A 17,119-nucleotide genomic window follows, 5' to 3' on the forward strand; every position below is an offset into this window, starting at 1 on the left:
GCTCAAGCTTGTTGGAGATAACGATACAGATGAGTTAGGACTGGTTACGACAAGAGGGTGTGATTTGGCCCAAGATGGCAGCATGTCTTGCCCCAGTTGCTTCCGGTAAATTGTTGGTCTTACCTTGCCAGGTTTTATAGGCCAATACTGCGAAGGCAAGAGCCTCTTTGGCCTCAGAAGGGATCCCCACTTGGTCGGAAGTCAACAGGGTTGTGGTCGGCAGTTGCTCCTGCAGCAGTTGTATGAGAACAGGGTTTTGGGTGCCGCCACCGCTGAGAATAACTTGATCTGGGGTCGCGGGCAAAAAGTCCCTATAGGCTTGGGCAATGGAGCAGGCTGTGAACCCCGTGAGGGTGGCAATACAGTCGTGGGCGGATATAAATTGGGGCCAAATTCGCTCTAAATAAAGGGATCCAAAATACTCTCGGCCAGTGGTTTTGGGCGGTGCCTTTTGAAAATAGGGATCCCGCATCCATTCTGTAATTTTTTCCCAGTGGATCTGGCCTTGGGCAGCCCATTTTCCGTCGCGATCAAAGGCTTGTTGTCCTTGGCTGGCCCGCATCACCGCCAGATCGATCAAAATGTTGCCGGGGCCAGTGTCGAAAGCCAAGGGGGATCCCCCACTGCAGAGGCTGGGGAGATAGGTAAGGTTGGCAATGCCGCCGATGTTTTGGGCCACACGATGAAGGTGGGGATGCCTCAACAGAAGCCAGTCCACAAAAGCTACCAAAGGTGCGCCTTGGCCTCCTGCTGCCATGTCCCGCACCCGAAAATTGCTCACCACCGGGATCCCGGTCAGCTCGGCAATAACTGCAGCTTCACCGATTTGCAAAGTCGAAGCTTCTGGCCCACCGGGGTTATGCCAAAGGGTTTGACCATGGCTGCCGATGAGATCGATCTGTTGGGGGGTGAGATGGGCCGCTTGGATCCCTTGCAAGGCCGCTGCCGCAAAAGCTCGACCCAAGCGAAAGTTCAAGGTGCAGATGTGATCTACCGTGCCGGTTTTGGGATTCGCAGCCCGCAAAATCTCTGCCCGCAGCGTCGGGGAATAGGGGATTGTTTGGAAATGTATCAACTCCCACTGTAGGGAATCGTCGCCCTCGATGCGGACGATGGCTACATCGATCCCGTCTACAGAGGTGCCCGACATTAAGCCAATGACAATCATTTTGCTGGCGGCTCAACCAGAGGCTTGAGAAGGTCTAAAGTTTTGCCCCCTTTCCCCTTCCCCTTTTTAGGATACAGGCAGGGTATCCAGAGCTACCGTGTGGGGGACTATGAGTGAAGCCATCCGCTACGACCTTCTTTTGGTGGGGGGAAGCTCCTCCAACTTGATCTTGGCCCACCGCCTTTTGGATCTGGCCAAGCTCTCTGGGCTGAAAATCTCTATTGCCATTTTGGAAAAAGCCCGCCAATTCGGCGGTCACATCGTCAGTGGCGCCATCTGCAACCTCCAAGTGATCGCCAAGCTCTTCCCCGATTTTGAAAGCCAAGGATTTCCCCACGAAGGCCGGGTGGAAGCCAATCACTTGAGCGTGCTGGGATCCCAACAGCGCTGGGATCTGCCGGAAGCGGTGATCCCGCCGGGATTTCGCAAGCAGGGGCAGTTCATTCTCACCCTCAGCCACGTCATCCGTTGGCTGGCCGAAACCCTGCAGGAAAAAGCCAAAGGGATCCCAAATGTTACCCTCGATGTGTTCCCCGGCTTTGCCGCCCATGAAATCCTCTACGAGGGGGAGCGGGTGATTGGGGTGCGGGCGAGCGATTCTGGCCAAGTTTACGAAGATTGCATCTTTGCCGAACTCACCTGTTTCGGCGACAAAGGCTTCATTTCCAAAGATCTCATCGAGAAGTTTCAACTGCGCCCCAACCCGCAATTGTGGTCGGTGGGGGTCAAAGAGGTGTGGCAGATCCCCCAGTCCCTGCAGGGGCAGGTGTGGCATACCTTGGGCTACCCGGTTTTGGATGGCAGCTTCAGCGGGGGCTTTGTCTATGGCCTCAAAGACAATCGCCTGGCCTTAGGTCTGATCATCGGCCTCGACAGCAAGAACCCCAACCTTAACCCCCAGCAGCGTCTGCAGGAGTTCAAAGCTCACCCCTGGATCCAGTCCCTGATTGCCGGCGGCAAGTTGCTCAAGTACGGGGCTGCCGTGATTCCCGAAGGGGGCTACCACAGCCTGCCCACCCGGTTTGGCGTTGAGGGAGCCCTGCTGTTGGGGGATGCGCTGGGGGTGTTGGATGTGGGCAGCTTGGCCGGGGTGGATAACGCGATGGAAACCGGCTATCTGGCGGCGGGCCTCATTCACGATGGCTTCTTGAAAGGGGATCTGCGCATCCAGGCCGACTACCAAAGGGCGGTGATGGAAAGTGCGGTGGGGCAAAACCTCTACCGCAGCCGCTATTTCCGCGAGGCTTTTCTGGAGAACTCCCGCTTGCTGGAAGAATACTTGCCTCAGGTGTGCCGCAGCGTCGATGCCGGCCATCCCTGGCTGGGATCCCTGCGCTGGGGTTTACAGGATCCCGTTCGCCGCGGACGAGAAACTCTGCGCGCCTACACCCTGCTCACCGGGCGGGTCAGCCCCAGCGAGCCACCCCCGCGAGGCTATGTGGCCCCCCACGCTGCCATTCAAGCGGATTTTGTGGCCCCCACAACCTTGGCTCCCCAGGAATTGGCCTCTCGACCGGGCTATTTCTCGCGGCCCGATGCGGTTTTTTTCGCGGATCCCCGCTACCCCGAAGGCAACCGTCATATCTTGGAGTTCGACGCCGAAACCTGCCGCCGGTGCATCGCCACCTACGACAAGCTGAATCGCCCCACCCCCTGCGTGGCCGACTGCACAGCCGAGGTACACCACATCCGCGACCAAAATGGCATCCGCTCCCATGCCATGTCTTTGGAAAACTGCATCCAGTGCCGCACCTGCGAGATCATCTGTCCCCACTTAAACTTGCGGGTCAACCCCAGCTACGAGGGATCCGGGCCGGATTTCTATGGGCTGTAGCCGTTGCTGAGGTTAACTCAGTTCGCTGCAGCTCGCCTGATCCTGGGGGTCTAGCAACTGAGGTGAATGGATCTGGCCATCTTGGCCGGCGATCCCAGGGATCCAAGCAACCTTGGAAATTGGCTAGGTTGGGTTAGGGCTTGTTGGAGATCTTTTGTCGGTGAGCGATTCTTTGGATGTCCAGGCTCCTCTGCCCGCCATTTTGGCCGATCTGCAAGAAGCTCTGGAATCCCTGGGGTTGGGCCATCTTCAGGTACAAGCGCGGCTTTCCGGCCACCGCCTGTTGCTGCGTCTAGAAGGGGATCCCCTGCCTGAGCCGGATGCTTTGCTGGGGAGCCTCTCGCCGGCATTGGAGCACATGGCGCTGACCCACAGGCAACGTCAGGTGGAGCTTTTTGGCTTTTTGGCCAACGAAGGGATCCCGGAATGGCACCGCGAGTGGCGCTATCAGCCCCAGCCCAACCCCAACAGCCCTCTGTATCGCGCTCAGCGGGGGGATGAGGTGGCCATCCAGCAGGTGTTCAATTACCTGTTGCGTCCGGAAGGGATCCAAGCACGGGTTCATTTCCATCCCAAACTGGGCCTCCTGCAGGTGAACTTGCAGGCGGCAGAAGCTCCGGATCCGGCTTGGGCTAAGGATTTTCTGCGGCGAGCCTTGACCCGTCTGGAATGGACTTTCTTGCAAAGGCTGCGGCTTTCTGGGCAGAAACTGGGCTCTTTTTTCCCGGCCTGGAGCCAAGAGTTCGATCTCAAACAGCCTGCCTTTTGGCAGTCCCCGCAGGTGCCCTTGACCGGGCGATCCCCCATCGCCGAGAAGGAAAGGGTTGCCGAGCCGCCACCCCCTTCCCCTGCCGTCCTAGACTGAAGAACAGTGCTCGTCGGGGTTGGCATGCGGGTTGTTTTTTTCGGCACGCCAGAGTTTGCTCTGCCTTCGCTGCGGATCCTGTTGCAGCCGCAGTCTCCCTTTGAAGTGGTGGGATTGGTCTGTCAGCCGGATCGGCCCCAGGGGCGAGGGCAAAAGGTGCTCCCGCCCGCTACCAAAGTGTTGGCTCAAGCCCACGGGATCCCTGTGTGGCAGCCTGTCCGCTTGCGGCGGGATCCCCAAGTGCTGGCGGCTCTGGAGGCGCTGGCTGCCGATGTGTTTGTGGTGGTGGCCTACGGCCAGATCTTGCCCCTGACGGTGTTGCAGATGCCCAAGCTGGGCTGTGTGAATGTGCATGGATCCCTCCTGCCCGCCTATCGTGGCGCTGCCCCCATCCAGTGGGCTATTGCCAACGGCGAAACCGAGACCGGCGTAACCACGATGCTCATGGATGAGGGAATGGATACAGGAGCCATCTTGCTCCAGGCCAAGCTACCCATTGGGCCAGAGCAAACCAGCCTAGAATTGGCACCCCAACTGGCTCAACTGGGGGCAGAACTCTTGGTGGAAACACTCCTGAAATTGGAGAAAGGCGAACTCACCCCTATTCCTCAGGACGGATCCCAGGCTACTTATGCTCCTCTGTTGAAGAAGCCAGATTTTCATCTGGATTGGCAGCGCTCGGCTCAAGCTTTGCACAATCAAATTCGCGCCTTTTCCCCCAACTGTTTCACCGGTATAGAGGGACAGCGGATAAAGATTGTCCGCTCCGCCTCTCCCCAACTGCACTCGCCACCCCCTGAAATCCCCCAGGGCAGTCCCGGAGAAGTGGTGGGGTTGGCCAGAGGAGAAGGGATCTACGTAGCCACAGGAGAGGGATCCCTGTTGATTCGACGGGCGCAACTGCCCGGCAGAAAAGAACAATCGGCTTGGGACTTGGTCAATGGCGGCCAGCTCAAGGTGGGAATGCGCTTTGAGCCGCTCCCCGATTCTTGAGAGCCGTACAGGGATCCCTTGGGCGCGGCCAACCCAAAGACGGCGAACCTGTCCGTTGCCTTGATTCTACTCTCTCTCTCTGGGAGAAAGGCTGGGGGTGAAGACTACTCCGGCTGGGGAAACTCCTGCCAAAGGTTGGTGCGCTGGCGCAAGCTGAGGAACTGTCCGCCGCCCAAGATGAGGTGGTCCAAAACCGGGATCTGCAGCAGCTGCCCCGCCTGCAAGAGTTGCCGGGTAAGGGCAAGATCTTCTGGGCTGGGATCCAAGCTGCCGGAAGGGTGGTTGTGGGCCACCAGGATGCGGCTGGCTCCTTGCTTGATGGCGCTGCGGAAGGTTTCCCGCGGATGGGTGAGGGTTTCGGTGGCTGTCCCCCGGGTTACGATCTGCTGGCCAATGAGGCGGTGCTTGATATCTAGGTGCAAAACGGCAAAATGCTCCTGGGTCTCCCACATCAGGTCGCCGCTCAGGGCCATGGCTGCCTGTTCCGGCGACTCGATCACCGTGCGTTCTGGCGGGCGACCCAAAAACACCCGTCGCCCCAGCTCGATGGCAGCCAACACCGTTGCTGCCTTGGCCGGGCCAATGCCTTCAATTTGCAGCAGCTCCCCTGCCTCCACCTGGCGCAGTTGGGCCAAGGGATCCCCTTGGGCTTCTAACTTTTTCAGGAGCAACTGGGCGAGGCCGACTGCCGAGAGCTTGCCTGGCCCCTGGCCAGTGTTGAGCAAGATGGCCAGCAGCTCGGCGTGGGAGAGGTGCCTTGCCCCTTGGCTGAGCAGCCGCTCGCGGGGACGATCTTGGGCGGGAATATCGCTGATGCGCAGCACGTACTGGCTCATGTCGCGGCTATGGCGGAGAAGAGAAGTGGGGAGAAGCTTTCAGCAGCCAAAACGGGCTTCGGCGCTCAAGGGCCTGCCAGGATCCCAGTGTGGCATCTGACCCGTTATCGGGAACTGCCAACTCCGCCACAAAGGGATCCCAAGTCACCAAGTAATCGGGCATTTGCCTTCTGGCCTGCCAGTCAGCCAGCCCGGCTCGGCTGGCCGCGTAGGGCACCTGTAGCGGGCCATAAAAATAGGGTACAAAAGAGCGAAAGCCGTACAGGCCCACCGTTCCAGAGAGAGCCGGCTGGGCGTTGTTTTCGGAAGTGGCAAACTGCCGGAAAAAGTGGACGGCTCCTCCCTGGGTGTGTTGCAGCAGGCGGGGGAAGACCCAGCACCAGGCCAGTTGAGCGCTCAGTCCCGTGGCCAAGAGCAAAACTGTCCAGCCCCAAGCCCGCCGCCGTCCTCGACTCCAAAGGAGAATTCCCAGCAGCAGGATCGCGGCGGGGACGTAGGTCAACACCGGCCACTCCACCTCAGCCTGCAGGTATCCCAGCACCAAGCTGCTGGAAAAGTCGTCAGGGATGCCGGCAAAGACCCATGCTTGGACTAGCCCAGCGGGGTCCTGGGATCCCAGCCAAGGCAGCAATAGCCACAGGGCCAGCCAAAACAAGCCACTGAGCAGGATCCAGGCACTTTCCCAAAAACTGGGCCCTCTTTTCTCAGCAACCAGGCGCTGCAAGCGCAGGGCAGCAAAGTAGGCCCCAATGGGGTACAGCAGCGAGGTGTAGTGTACCAGCTTGGTTTGCACCAGCAGCGAAAACAGGGCCAGCACCACCCCAAAAGCCACCAACAGCAGAGATTCTGCCCGCCGAGTCAAATCCACCGAGCCCACGCTCCTGGGGATGGGCTGCAGGATCTCGGCCAAAGCCAAAGAACCCCAGGGAAAGCACCCTAGGGCAAAGGCCAACAGATGAAAATAAACCGGGCCGGGATGCCCATCTGAGCTGGTGAGGATGCGCCATTGGTAGCGCCCAAACTCTTCCACCCATTCTGGCCCCCGTTGCACCCCCTCCAACGCCAGCCAAGTGAGGGGAACAGCCACAGCTAGGCTGAGGAAAACCAGGCTCTCCCCCCATCGAAGGGGAGGATCCCGTTGCCAGAGCTTGTAGAGGATCCAGATAGCCAGGGGCAACACCAGCCCCACCGGCCCTTTGGCCAACACTGCCAAGCCCAGGGCCAGCGCCCCCACCGCTCTCCACCTGCGTCCAGAGTACCCGGCCCGCCAGGCCTCCTCGGCGGCCCAAAGGGATCCCAGCCCCACACCCATGCCCAGGTTGAGTAGCGGGTCGATGAGACCAGTTTTGTAAAAAAACAAGGGCAGGTAGCCCGTCAGCAGCAAGATCCCCCATAGGCAGCCGAACCCCATCCCGCCCAGACAGGATCCCCACCCCACCAATAGCGCCACTGTGATCCCGCCAGCAAAAGCATTGGGCAAGCGCACTGCCCCTTCGTTCATCCCTAAAACAGCCATGGACAGGGCCTGCAGCCAAAAAAAGAGAGGGGGCTTCTCGAAAAAAGGCTCCCCGTTGATGGCCAACGAGAAAGGATCCCCGCTGGCCAGCATCTGCCGCGCCAAGCTGGCGTAGATCAGCTCATCCCAGTCGAACAGGTAGGGGATCCCCTGACCTACCCACAGCCACAGGCCGGCCAAAAGCCCCATCCCCAGGGATCCCTTGAGGCGGCCCAGAAAGCTAGGCATGGAAAGCTTCTGAAGACACCACCCGGCCCACATTTTGAGGCGACCGCATCAGCCGCAGCAACTGGGCTGCCAGAGCGGATCCCTCTGTCTCTACCGGAATCTCCACCCCACACCAACGGCTGGAGCTACCCTGCAGGGCAGCTATCCACTCCGGGGCAAGGGATCCCCGCGCCACCCCGATCAATTGCGGCAGCCCCTCCCGGCGATACAGCCCGATCCAGCGCACGGCCAGCTGAAAGGGCCCAGGCCGGAAGCGGGGGTTTGGGCTGCCATCGGCCTCGAACTTGCTTAGCATCAGTTGCAGCGAGTAGATCTGGCGACTATTGAGAGGGGGAGCAGAAACCCGGCGGGCGCGGAACGTGGCAACCATCTCCGCAAAAGGGATCTGAACGGTCTGCTCCTCTCCCGGCCTGGTGTCGAAGGCATAGCCGTGGGCGGGGCTGTCCCAGCCGCTTTGATCCCGCAGCAGGACCTTATACCGCTGACCATCCCCTCGCAGGCGCAGCTCCAGACCGGCAAACTCCGATAAGTCCAGCGGCGGCTGACAATTGCGGGTGCGCGTGGAAACAAACCCCCCAAAGTTGGCCGTGGAAACCTGGCCTGCGAACAGCAGCTCCTCCTTTCCCCAGAGCAGTTGGCTTTGGCTCGCCCCGCCCATCACCACATCGTCCAAAATGCCCCAAAACCGATGCAAATCCGGGTTGGGCCGGCGAAAGTCGAACAGCATCCGCTCCGTTTGCCCACTGCTGCGCAATTGCTCCAGATAAGCCTTGGCCGTTGGTGGATCCCCCAAACCTAGGATCACGGTTGCTGTCGCCCAATCTGGCGTATGGCTCACCTCCACGCCCTGCTGCCGCAGGGCCTCCGCCAACCCGTCAGGCAAACCTTCCCCCACCACCCCTATCTGGATAGCGACCGGCTCGGAAAGAGAAGGTGGCACACAATCATCCTCCACGGCCTGGAACCCATTTTGAACCCGACGCCACACCTCAGCCCAAGGCAGGGCCTCATAGTAGGTGAGCGTGTTCCAGAACCGCCCCAGATCCCAAGGCATGAGTCTACCTCATCTCTTCAGAGGTCTATCCCGGATCCCTAGCTTAGGGCAGCGCCGAAGAACTCCACCGCTTCTGCCAACACGTCTAAAAAGCGATCCACCTCCGCCAACGTGTTGTACAGGTAAACACTGGCTCGGGCAGTGGATTGTACTCCCAAATAGCGATGGAGGGGTTGAGTGCAGTGGTGCCCCGCTCGAACGGCAATGCCTTGCTCATCCAGCAAAGTAGACAGGTCATGGGGATGGACAGCCTCCACCGAAAAGCTAACCAGCCCTGCCCGTCGCGCCGGATCCTTGGGGCCATAAACCGTAATACCCGCTATGTGCTGGATCCCGTCCAACAGGTGGGTAATCAACCTTTGTTCATGGGCATGAACCCGCTCCAGACCGATCTGGCTCAAGTAATCTACGGCTGCCCCCAGCCCCACCGCCTGGGCAATCGCCGGCGTACCAGCCTCAAATTTGTGGGGGATATCCGCATAGGTGGCGTGATCCCAGTACACATCGGCGATCATCTCTCCCCCACCCAAAAAAGGGGGCATCGCTCGCAGCAGCTCCCGCCTGCCGTAGAGGACGCCAATCCCCGTTGGGCCACACATCTTGTGCCCCGAAAAGGCCAACCAATCGCAATCCAGCGCCTGGACATCCACAGGCATGTGGGGCACGCTCTGGCAGGCATCCAGCAAAACCTTGGCTCCGTAACGATGGGCCAGTTCAGTAATCTCCTGAACGGGGTTGATGGATCCCAGCATGTTGGAGACCTGGGTTACCGCCACCAAGCGGGTGCGGTCGCTGAGCAAAGATTGGTAGTGCTCCAGATCCAACTCTCCCTCTGGCGTGATCTGGATGAACTTGAGGTGGGCTCCCGTCTTCTGGGCCACCCATTGCCACGGGATTAGGTTGCTGTGGTGCTCCATCACCGAGAGGACGATCTCATCCCCCCGCTCCAGATGGCTCAAGCCCCAACTGTAGGCCACCAGATTGATGGCTTCGCTGGCATTGCGGGTGTAGATGATCTCCTGAGGAGAAGGCGCGTTCACAAACCGAGCGATCTTTTCCCGCGCCCCCTCATAGGCATCTGTGGCTTCGTTGCTCAGCGTATGCACCCCACGATGCACGTTGGCGTTGCAGTGTCGATAGTAATGATCCATCGCCTGCATAACCGCCAGTGGCTTTTGAGAAGTGGCGGCATTGTCAAAGTAGATTAGCGGGTGGCCGTTGACCTGGCGCTGCAAAATCGGAAAATCTGACCGCACCTGGGCAGCCAGATCGAAAGAATGGTCAAGCTTGAGAGAAGAAAGGGGGGATACCGCCATGGTCTGCGCAAAAAGCCTGCTTCCCTCAGTATGACATCGCTTCCGGCCAGCCTTCGGCAAACCCATCCGCCCAATCCCTTCCAGCATCCAGGGATCCCTTCCTCCCTGACCTGAAAGCGAAGCTTGTCACAAAATGTAACTTTGTGTTAAGTTTGGTTACAGCAACCAATACGAGGTATTAGCAATGCAATCGTCTCCCAGGATCCCTTCTCGTCTGGACTCCGCTTCTGTTGCCCAGTACTACGACACCACCAACGACTGGATCCCAGGCTGGACAGAGCAAGCGGAGCGTTGGAATGGACGCTTGGCCATGTTGGGCTTGGTGATCAGCATTGCTACAGAAGCGGTGCTGGGCCACAGTGTTTTTGCCAGCACTCTCGCCCAGTGGCTAGGTCTGCAATAACCTGCAATAATTTGTCGAAGAACTTTTCGGTAGAGCCACATTGGACATCTCACAGACTTTCTCTTCGGCTTTGAGATGTTACAGCTCTACCCTTTTTGGGAGCTTTTTCACCCTTCAATCCCTATCTCGACAGTCCGATGATGCTTGACAATCCCTTCCTCCCCTACATTGCCGTCATGGTGGCCGGGCTGGTGGCCGCTGTTGTGATTGGCTCGATGGCTTTCTTCAACTCCAAGCGCCCTGCTGGCTGGGAAGGCGCCGGTCGCCCGCGGTACGTGCCGCAGTACGGTCAAGACGGCGATACCCCGCCGGAGTGGGAGATTGGCTGGACGGAGAAGGCCGAGCGATGGAACGGACGGCTGGCCATGCTGGGGTTTGCCATCAGTGTTGTGGTAGAGGCCATAGTGGGCCACAGCGTGTTTGCCTCTGCACTGGGGATCCGCTGATCCCAGTTGAAAGCTGTCTGATGGCTGGAAGAATTGGAAAATGGCAGCCGGAGAGCTCCGCCTCTCTTCTTCTGGCTTTGACTCAGCCTTTGCCAGTACCCCAAGCTGGAGCTGGCCGCAGATGCAAGTCACTGCTGGCCTTCAGCCTTTACCACTGGATAATCTTTTTCTGAACAGCTGTCATGCACATGGCAACGCGGGCGTTGATCTCATCCTCAGAGCCGAAAATATCTAGCTTTTCTTTGAGCCTTTGGATACAGTTTTGTACGGTCTTCTTGCTGGTGTGAATGCGATCGGCAATGGCTTGGTCGGTGAGGGCTTCTTTGCAGAGCAAATTCAAGACCTCAATTTCTCGTTCCGTCAGCTTCGTAAGACCGCGCAACTCCCGCGGCATGCGCAATTCTCCATTCAGGGCGCTTTTGGCCCCCTCCAGAAACACGGTGCGCCGTTCCATTTTGTTGACCGCGGCAAACCCACCCTGGTGTTTGCTGATCAGGCCCACCAATGGAGTGAGCAGCAGCGGCTCGCTGGAATAGGCCATCACATTTAGGGTGGGGTAGTTCTCAAAGATATGACGCAGGAACTCTAGGCCAGGCTCGGCAGACTGCTCTCCGCTGGTTTGGCCATAGAGCAGATCGGCTACAACCAAGTCTGGTTGTTCCCGCTGCAGGCGCAGGATGGCGTCCATGGGATTGGTGACCGTAATACATTGAGCATCTGCTGCAATGCGTTGCAGCCACTCACAGTTGTTCTGGGCCACCTCTGGATGATCTTCGACGATCAAAAACTTGAGCGGGGCAGTGGGGCTTTCAACCTCGGACATCAATCCACTCCTCTAGTCCAGCCTTGCAGTTTATCCTCTGCCGGGCGGGCTTGACTGAAAACTGAAATAGGTTCACCAGCAAAGCTCCCAGCAGGTTACCCTAGTGTAGCCTCAGGTAGGGGTTTAGAGGTGAACCTGGGGGGGCAGAAAAGAACAGGCTAGGCTAGAGGGTGACGTCGACTGGATCTTAACTGTGGTACCCCTGCAAGATCGCAACCCAACCACCCGCACAGCCTATGTCACTTATGCCCTGGTGATCGTTAACATCTTAATTTTTCTGTACCAGCTAACCCTGTCGCCACAAGAGCTGGCAGCTTTTTTCCGGGAGTGGGCAGTGGTACCGATAGAGTTGACGGCCAGTTTTCGAGGGGAGATCACCTCTTCGTCGCGTCCGGAATGGATAACCCTATTCACCTCACAATTTCTGCATGGGGGCTTTCTCCACATTGGCGGGAACATGCTTTTTTTGTGGGTTTTCGGCAACAACGTTGAGGATCGCTTGGGCCATGTGCGTTACCTCATCTTTTACCTGGCTTGCGGAGCTTTGGCTGCATTAACGCAGTGGTTTTTCGATATGGGATCCCCCATTCCTTCACTGGGGGCAAGTGGTGCCATTGCCGGCGTATTGGGAGCGTATATTTTGCGCTTTCCACGGGCCGAGATTCTGACCCTGGTGCCCTTGGGTATTTTTACCACAACCCTCTACGTTCCGGCTTGGGTGTTCCTGGGCTTTTGGTTCATCCAGCAAGCCTTCTACGGCATTGCCAGCCTACAGACGCCTACCAACATCGGTATGCAGGGTGGGGGGATTGCCTATTGGGCCCATGCGGGCGGTTTTGTGTTTGGGGCCATTTTGGGGCCGCTGATGGGGTTGTTTTCCGGCAAAAGCCCTTATGACCGCCAAATGACTTGGCAACAACGTGACAGGGATCTGTTTTGATTTGATCAGCTTTGATACTTTCTCAGTCTATTGTTAATCGGATAGCAGCGTGATGGGAGAAAGCCATGGTCAGTCTATCTGCCAAGCCTCTAACTCTGGAAGACTTTCTACAACAGCCGGAAACTCAGCCCGCCAGCGAGTTCATCAAAGGAGAAATTATCCAGAAGCCCATGCCACAGGGAAAACATAGCCGTCTCCAACTAAAACTGGGTAGCTTCATTAACGAGATGTTGGAGCCTTCTCAACTGGGAATGGCATTTCCAGAGCTGCGCTGCACCTTCGCCGGATACGCGATTGTGCCCGATATTTCTGTGATCCCCTGGGATCGGATCCCTGTGGATGAAGATGGCACCATTCAAAATCTCATCCCCTTTTGCCCTGATTGGATGATCGAGATTTTCTCTCCCGATCAAAATCCAATGAAGCTGGTCAAAAAAATCTTGATCGGCCTGGATCACGGCTGCCAAATGGGGTGGATCGTGGCTCCCGAAGAAAGGGTTGTTTTCGCCTACCCTGCCGGGCAGCAGCCGACGGTGCATGAGGATCCCCAAGAGGTGATCCCCACTCCTGCGTTTGCCCAAGGGATCCAACTGACAATTGCAACTTTGTTTGGCTGGATGCAAGTTCAAGCTGGCGAGAGCCACAAGTCCAAGGCGGGATAGAAAAAGAGTGGATCTCCTTCCATCCCTCAATTCTCAATTCAAATTCAACATTCAGTTGTTGTAGAGGGCAGGAGCTTGGGCAACCGTCTCACCAGTTTGAGGCAGCTCCTGCCGCAGCAGCGCCACCAAAGCGTTAGTGGATTGGTCGTAGAGGCTGGTCACCAGCTTGGGGTAGAGCCCAATGCCGATGATGGGGATCAACAGGCAGGCGATGATGAACACCTCGCGTGGCTCAGCATCTACCAATTCTTCGTGTTCGGTGAGCTCTTTGTTCTCTGGGCCAAAGAAAATCTGCCGCAACATCGACAGCAGGTAGATGGGGGTCAGGATCACCCCAACTGCTGCCAGGAAAACCACCACCAACCGGAAGGGGAGAGAGTAGGCATCGGTGGTGGCCATGCCGATAAACACCATGATCTCGGCCACAAAGCCGCTCATGCCGGGTAGGGCTAGCGAAGCCAGGGAGCAGGCGGTGAACATGGAGAAGATCTTGGGCATCTTCAGGCCAACGCCGCCCATTTCCTCCAGCTCCAGCGTATGGGTGCGGTCGTAGGTGGCCCCCACCAAAAAGAACAGGCTGGCCCCGATCAGCCCGTGGGAGATCATCTGCAGCATGGCGCCGCTCATGCCGATCTCCGTCAGGGATCCGATACCGATGAGCACGAAGCCCATGTGGCTGATGGAAGAGTAGGCGATCTTCCGTTTCAGGTTGCGCTGGGCAAAAGAGGTGAGGGCGGCAAAGATGATGTTCACCACCCCCAACACGATCAGCACTGGCGCAAAGTAAAGATGAGCATCCGGCAGCATGCCCGCATTCATGCGCATCAGGGCATAGCCCCCCATCTTGAGCAGGATCCCGGCCAGCAACATGTGCACCGGCGCAGTGGCCTCGCCGTGGGCATCGGGCAGCCAAGTGTGCAAGGGGAAAATGGGCAGCTTCACCCCATAGGCAATGAGGAAGGCCCCATACATCAGCAGTTGGAAGGTGAGTGGATAGGTCTTGTGGGCCAGATCCGTCATGTCAAAGCTGATGGGATCCCCGTAGAAGGCCATGGCCAGACCTGCCACCAGGATAAACAGGGAGCTGAGGGCCGTGTAGAGGATGAACTTGGTGGCCGCATAGAGGCGGTTTGCCCCACCCCAAATGGAGAGGAGCAAGTACACCGGGATCAGCTCCAATTCCCACATCAGGAAAAACAGCAACATGTCCTGCACGGCAAACACCCCGATCTGCCCGCCATACATGGCCAGCATCAAAAAGTAGAAGAGGCGAGGTTTGAGGGTGACCGGCCAAGCGGCCAAGATGGCTAGGGTAGTGATAAACGCCGTGAGCAGGATCAGGGGCATGGAGAGGCCATCGGCCCCCACCGACCAGCTCAAGCCCACCTGGGGTACCCAGGTGTAGCGCTCCAGCAGTTGCAAGCCCGTCTGGCCGGGATCGTAGCCGACATAGAAGCCGGCCAGCAGAATCAGCAGATCCGTGACCGCAATGAACAAAGCAAACCAGCGGATCCGCTCGGCCAACTTTTGTGCGTAGGCGCGGGTACTGGGATCCCCAGCCGGTGCTGGGATCCAGGGAATGAATAGGGCGGCCAACACAGGGTAAGCGATGACCGTGGTCAGCCAAGGAAACTCGTGCAAGCTGGGCAGCGCCATGGATGTAACCTCGCTTGTGCCATACCATCAGGGGGATCCCTGCCGGCTGCAATCCGACAGCCCTTTACCAGAATCGCCCTTGAGTATCTATGCTTAGCAAATCTACAGGATTATCTTAAGGCTCCCTCTCCCTTTGCGTTGGGATCCCTGGGATGGAGCAGATGCATGGGTGGATGTTGTACCCGAAAATCAAAATATAGTCTTCCACTGTTCTCACAAGGTAACCGATCTCATCATGCCTCAGCCCAAACTGATCATCCACGGCGGAGCCGGCAGCGCCCTGGAAGGGGAAAGCAGCCTGGAAAAAGTGAGGGGATCCCTGCGGCAGGTGGTGGAGAGCACCTACGAGCTGCTATTGGCCGGGCAGAGTGCCGAGGCAGCAGTGTTGCATGCCTGCCAGTTGCTGGAAGACGATCCGCTCTACAACGCCGGGACAGGGTCGGTCTTGCAGTCGGATGGGCAAATCCGCATGAGCGCCGCTCTCATGAACGGGGCCACCCAGTCCTTTAGCGGGGTGATCAACGTCAGCCGGGTTCAGCATCCCATCCTCATGGCCCAGGCTCTGCAATCAAGCCCGGATCGCGTGGTGGCCGAACAAGGGGCAGCGGAGCTGGCGCGGGAACTGAAGTTGCCGGTCTATGATCCGGCCACTCTCAAGCGGGTTCAAGAGTGGGTGCAGTTGCGTCAAACCCATCCCCCGACCAGGGTTCTCACCGCTCTGGCCATGGGCACGGTGGGGGCGGTGGCCCTGGATCAACAGGGGCAAATCTGTGCCGGCACCTCCACCGGCGGGCGGGGGTTTGAACGGGTGGGGCGAGTAAGCGATTCGGCCACTCCAGCGGGAACCTATGCCAGTGCGGCGGCGGGGGTCAGTTGTACTGGTGTCGGGGAAGATATTTTGGATGAGAGCTTGGCGGCGCGGATTGTGATTCGAGTGGAAGATGGCCTCAGCCTGAAGGCTGCCATGGCCAAGTCTTTTCAAGAGGCCCGCCAACGTCGCCGCTCCTTTGGGGCCATTGCTCTATCGCGCTCGGGCGAGATTGCTTGGGATACCACCACCGACCTACTGCTGGCCGCCTATCACGATGGGCAGGGGATCGGCTTGACGATCTAGGCTGCCAACCGGGCTTGCGGGATTAGACCTGGACAAGCCTGAGGCGGTTGGATAAGAGTAGGATAAGAGTAGAAATAGTACTTAAACAAACCAAGTCTGCCCCCTGGCGGGCCACTGTAGAGCGTTTATGGCACTTCACGCGGAGTTGCACCGTCATTTGGGCGGGTCGGTTGTCCCCCGAATTCTGTGGCGCTATTTTCACCGCCAGGGATCCCCTTTGGCAGAGCGCTTTCCCACCTATGCCGAGTTTGAGGAGTTCTACACCCGCCCGCGCAACACCCTCGAGGATTACCTGGAGCTGCACACGCTGGTGGAACAGGTGCAGACCCTGGAAACCCTGCCCTATTTTATCTACCGCCTGCTGCGGGGAGCCTACGTCTTTGAGGATCTGGCCTACCTGGAGATTCGCTACACCCCCTACCTACGCACGGATCCCAGCCTGGATGAGGGGGAGCGCCTCAAGCAGATGCGCCAGGTGATCGAGACGGTAGGACAAGCCAGTCAACAGCGAGAGTATCCCATCGTCACCACCCAGATCGTCTGTTTGCATTCACGCCTGCCCAGCCACATCAACCGGGCTATGGTGGAAGCTGCCGCTGAGTCGGAGTATGTGTGTGCCATCGACCTGGCCGGGGGAGACAAGCCCTACGGCGAACGGATGGACGAGTGGATTGAGCTGTTCAAGTATGCGCTGGCCCGCGGCCTGAAAACCACTGCCCACCTGTACGAAACTTTGGATGGCTGCTACCCGCAGTTACTGCCCTATGTCTCGCGGATCGGCCACGGCATTCAGATCCCCCTCCACTATCCAGAATTGCTGCCGGAGCTGGCACGGCGAGGACAATGCCTAGAAGTTTGTCCCACCACCTATCTAAAAACGGGAACCCTGCCCAGTTTGGAGCCCCTCAAGATTGTCTTTGACCGCTGCTTTGACGCGGGGGTGGATATTGCCATCTGCACTGACAACGCCGGCTTGCACAATGTACGCCTGCCGTTTGAGTACGAAAACCTGCTAACCCACGACATTATCGATTTCGAGCAGCTCAAACACTGCCAGGAAGCAGCCTTTCGTCACGCTTTTGCCTGGCCCTACAAGGGGCGTCCGGCCTCATTGTTGTCGGAGTTGCAGCAGGGGGTATCTGCTTCTTTGGTGGCTCTCTGACCGCCTCAGCGGGATGGAGTCCTTGTTTTTCATCCCGACTTCTCGAAAACAGGGAAGGGATCCACAGCAGAGCCGGGGGCAATTTTCGCAAGGGAAATAACGG

At 58.2% G+C, this 17,119-nt stretch carries 16 protein-coding genes; 9 read left to right on the forward strand and 7 right to left on the reverse strand.

Translation table 11 applies throughout. The features are described from left to right. Positions 1-34 precede the first annotated feature (34 nt). Entirely contained in the window at positions 35-1,168 is a 1,134-nt protein-coding gene (locus NW805_RS06475; RefSeq protein WP_414422020.1) for an anhydro-N-acetylmuramic acid kinase, read from the reverse strand. Between the two features lie 109 nt (positions 1,169-1,277). Between NW805_RS06475 and NW805_RS06480 the strand changes: the two genes are divergently transcribed. The 3 genes from NW805_RS06480 (at position 1,278) to fmt (ending at position 4,860) form a co-directional block, all read left to right on the forward strand. Next, a complete protein-coding gene (locus NW805_RS06480; RefSeq protein ID WP_414422021.1) occupies positions 1,278-3,002 on the forward strand; it encodes an electron transfer flavoprotein in 1,725 nt (574 codons plus the stop codon). Positions 3,003-3,162: 160 nt separating this feature from the next. Next, entirely contained in the window at positions 3,163-3,867 is a 705-nt protein-coding gene (locus NW805_RS06485) for a hypothetical protein (protein WP_414382717.1), read from the forward strand. 24 nt (positions 3,868-3,891) lie between these two features. Further along, entirely contained in the window at positions 3,892-4,860 is a 969-nt protein-coding gene (gene fmt, locus NW805_RS06490; RefSeq protein ID WP_414422022.1) for a methionyl-tRNA formyltransferase, read from the forward strand. 104 nt (positions 4,861-4,964) lie between these two features. On the opposite strand, the gene radC is transcribed toward fmt, so the two are convergent. Genes radC through NW805_RS06510 form a run of 4 tightly spaced genes read right to left on the reverse strand, consistent with a single transcriptional unit; the run spans position 4,965 to position 9,810 of the window. Further along, complete coding sequence (radC, locus tag NW805_RS06495) at positions 4,965-5,696, reverse strand: RadC family protein (protein WP_414408993.1); 732 nt, start codon at positions 5,694-5,696, stop codon at positions 4,965-4,967. Positions 5,697-5,703: 7 nt separating this feature from the next. Further along, positions 5,704-7,440: an ArnT family glycosyltransferase gene (locus NW805_RS06500; RefSeq protein WP_414422023.1), complete on the reverse strand. Its 1,737-nt coding sequence runs from the start codon at positions 7,438-7,440 to the stop codon at positions 5,704-5,706. After that, positions 7,433-8,494, reverse strand: coding sequence for a CIA30 family protein (locus NW805_RS06505; RefSeq protein WP_414422024.1), 1,062 nt, complete (start codon positions 8,492-8,494; stop codon positions 7,433-7,435). The genes NW805_RS06500 and NW805_RS06505 overlap by 8 nt, the downstream gene beginning before the upstream one ends. A gap of 38 nt (positions 8,495-8,532) precedes the next feature. Continuing rightward, positions 8,533-9,810 (reverse strand): cysteine desulfurase, encoded by a 1,278-nt coding sequence (locus tag NW805_RS06510; protein ID WP_414331647.1) that lies wholly within the window; start codon positions 9,808-9,810, stop codon positions 8,533-8,535. Positions 9,811-9,994: 184 nt separating this feature from the next. Here NW805_RS06510 and NW805_RS06515 point away from each other — a divergent pair, with 184 nt between their 5' ends. After that, positions 9,995-10,213 (forward strand): hypothetical protein, encoded by a 219-nt coding sequence (locus NW805_RS06515; protein WP_011433585.1) that lies wholly within the window; start codon positions 9,995-9,997, stop codon positions 10,211-10,213. A 137-nt stretch (positions 10,214-10,350) separates the two neighbouring features. After that, positions 10,351-10,659 carry a photosystem II assembly protein Psb35 gene (psb35, locus tag NW805_RS06520; protein ID WP_414422025.1) on the forward strand — a complete coding sequence of 103 codons (309 nt, stop codon included), beginning with the start codon at positions 10,351-10,353 and terminating at the stop codon, positions 10,657-10,659. Between the two features lie 148 nt (positions 10,660-10,807). Here psb35 and NW805_RS06525 read toward each other — a convergent pair whose 3' ends face one another. Beyond that, a complete protein-coding gene (locus tag NW805_RS06525; protein WP_011433588.1) occupies positions 10,808-11,482 on the reverse strand; it encodes a response regulator transcription factor in 675 nt (224 codons plus the stop codon). Between the two features lie 193 nt (positions 11,483-11,675). Between NW805_RS06525 and NW805_RS06530 the strand changes: the two genes are divergently transcribed. Together NW805_RS06530 and NW805_RS06535 are read left to right on the forward strand one after the other, a co-directional pair. After that, positions 11,676-12,422, forward strand: a complete 747-nt coding sequence (locus tag NW805_RS06530; RefSeq protein WP_414422026.1) for a rhomboid family intramembrane serine protease — start codon at positions 11,676-11,678, stop codon at positions 12,420-12,422. 65 nt (positions 12,423-12,487) lie between these two features. Beyond that, positions 12,488-13,084 (forward strand): Uma2 family endonuclease, encoded by a 597-nt coding sequence (locus tag NW805_RS06535; RefSeq protein WP_414422027.1) that lies wholly within the window; start codon positions 12,488-12,490, stop codon positions 13,082-13,084. Positions 13,085-13,135: 51 nt separating this feature from the next. Here the strand turns inward: NW805_RS06535 and NW805_RS06540 are convergent, their stop codons facing one another. Beyond that, positions 13,136-14,740: an NAD(P)H-quinone oxidoreductase subunit 4 gene (locus NW805_RS06540; protein ID WP_414422028.1), complete on the reverse strand. Its 1,605-nt coding sequence runs from the start codon at positions 14,738-14,740 to the stop codon at positions 13,136-13,138. 235 nt (positions 14,741-14,975) lie between these two features. Between NW805_RS06540 and NW805_RS06545 the strand changes: the two genes are divergently transcribed. Both NW805_RS06545 and NW805_RS06550 read left to right on the forward strand, forming a co-directional pair. After that, positions 14,976-15,854, forward strand: coding sequence for an isoaspartyl peptidase/L-asparaginase (locus NW805_RS06545; RefSeq protein WP_414422029.1), 879 nt, complete (start codon positions 14,976-14,978; stop codon positions 15,852-15,854). Between the two features lie 127 nt (positions 15,855-15,981). Beyond that, a complete protein-coding gene (locus NW805_RS06550) occupies positions 15,982-17,016 on the forward strand; it encodes an adenosine deaminase (RefSeq protein WP_414331640.1) in 1,035 nt (344 codons plus the stop codon). Positions 17,017-17,119: the final 103 nt, after the last annotated feature.

This window comes from Synechococcus sp. W60.1 (assembly GCF_047461575.1).
GTDB lineage: Bacteria > Cyanobacteriota > Cyanobacteriia > Thermostichales > Thermostichaceae > Thermostichus.

Coding starts and splice junctions, on each gene's coding strand:
- NW805_RS06475 (WP_414422020.1), bottom strand. CDS start 1,168: ATGATTGTCATTGGCTTAATGTCGGGCACCTCTGTAGACGGGATCGAT.
- NW805_RS06480 (WP_414422021.1), top strand. CDS start 1,278: ATGAGTGAAGCCATCCGCTACGACCTTCTTTTGGTGGGGGGAAGCTCC.
- fmt (WP_414422022.1), top strand. CDS start 3,892: ATGCGGGTTGTTTTTTTCGGCACGCCAGAGTTTGCTCTGCCTTCGCTG.
- radC (WP_414408993.1), bottom strand. CDS start 5,696: ATGAGCCAGTACGTGCTGCGCATCAGCGATATTCCCGCCCAAGATCGT.
- NW805_RS06500 (WP_414422023.1), bottom strand. CDS start 7,440: ATGCCTAGCTTTCTGGGCCGCCTCAAGGGATCCCTGGGGATGGGGCTT.
- NW805_RS06505 (WP_414422024.1), bottom strand. CDS start 8,494: ATGCCTTGGGATCTGGGGCGGTTCTGGAACACGCTCACCTACTATGAG.
- NW805_RS06510 (WP_414331647.1), bottom strand. CDS start 9,810: ATGGCGGTATCCCCCCTTTCTTCTCTCAAGCTTGACCATTCTTTCGAT.
- NW805_RS06515 (WP_011433585.1), top strand. CDS start 9,995: ATGCAATCGTCTCCCAGGATCCCTTCTCGTCTGGACTCCGCTTCTGTT.
- psb35 (WP_414422025.1), top strand. CDS start 10,351: ATGATGCTTGACAATCCCTTCCTCCCCTACATTGCCGTCATGGTGGCC.
- NW805_RS06525 (WP_011433588.1), bottom strand. CDS start 11,482: ATGTCCGAGGTTGAAAGCCCCACTGCCCCGCTCAAGTTTTTGATCGTC.
- NW805_RS06535 (WP_414422027.1), top strand. CDS start 12,488: ATGGTCAGTCTATCTGCCAAGCCTCTAACTCTGGAAGACTTTCTACAA.
- NW805_RS06540 (WP_414422028.1), bottom strand. CDS start 14,740: ATGGCGCTGCCCAGCTTGCACGAGTTTCCTTGGCTGACCACGGTCATC.
- NW805_RS06545 (WP_414422029.1), top strand. CDS start 14,976: ATGCCTCAGCCCAAACTGATCATCCACGGCGGAGCCGGCAGCGCCCTG.
- NW805_RS06550 (WP_414331640.1), top strand. CDS start 15,982: ATGGCACTTCACGCGGAGTTGCACCGTCATTTGGGCGGGTCGGTTGTC.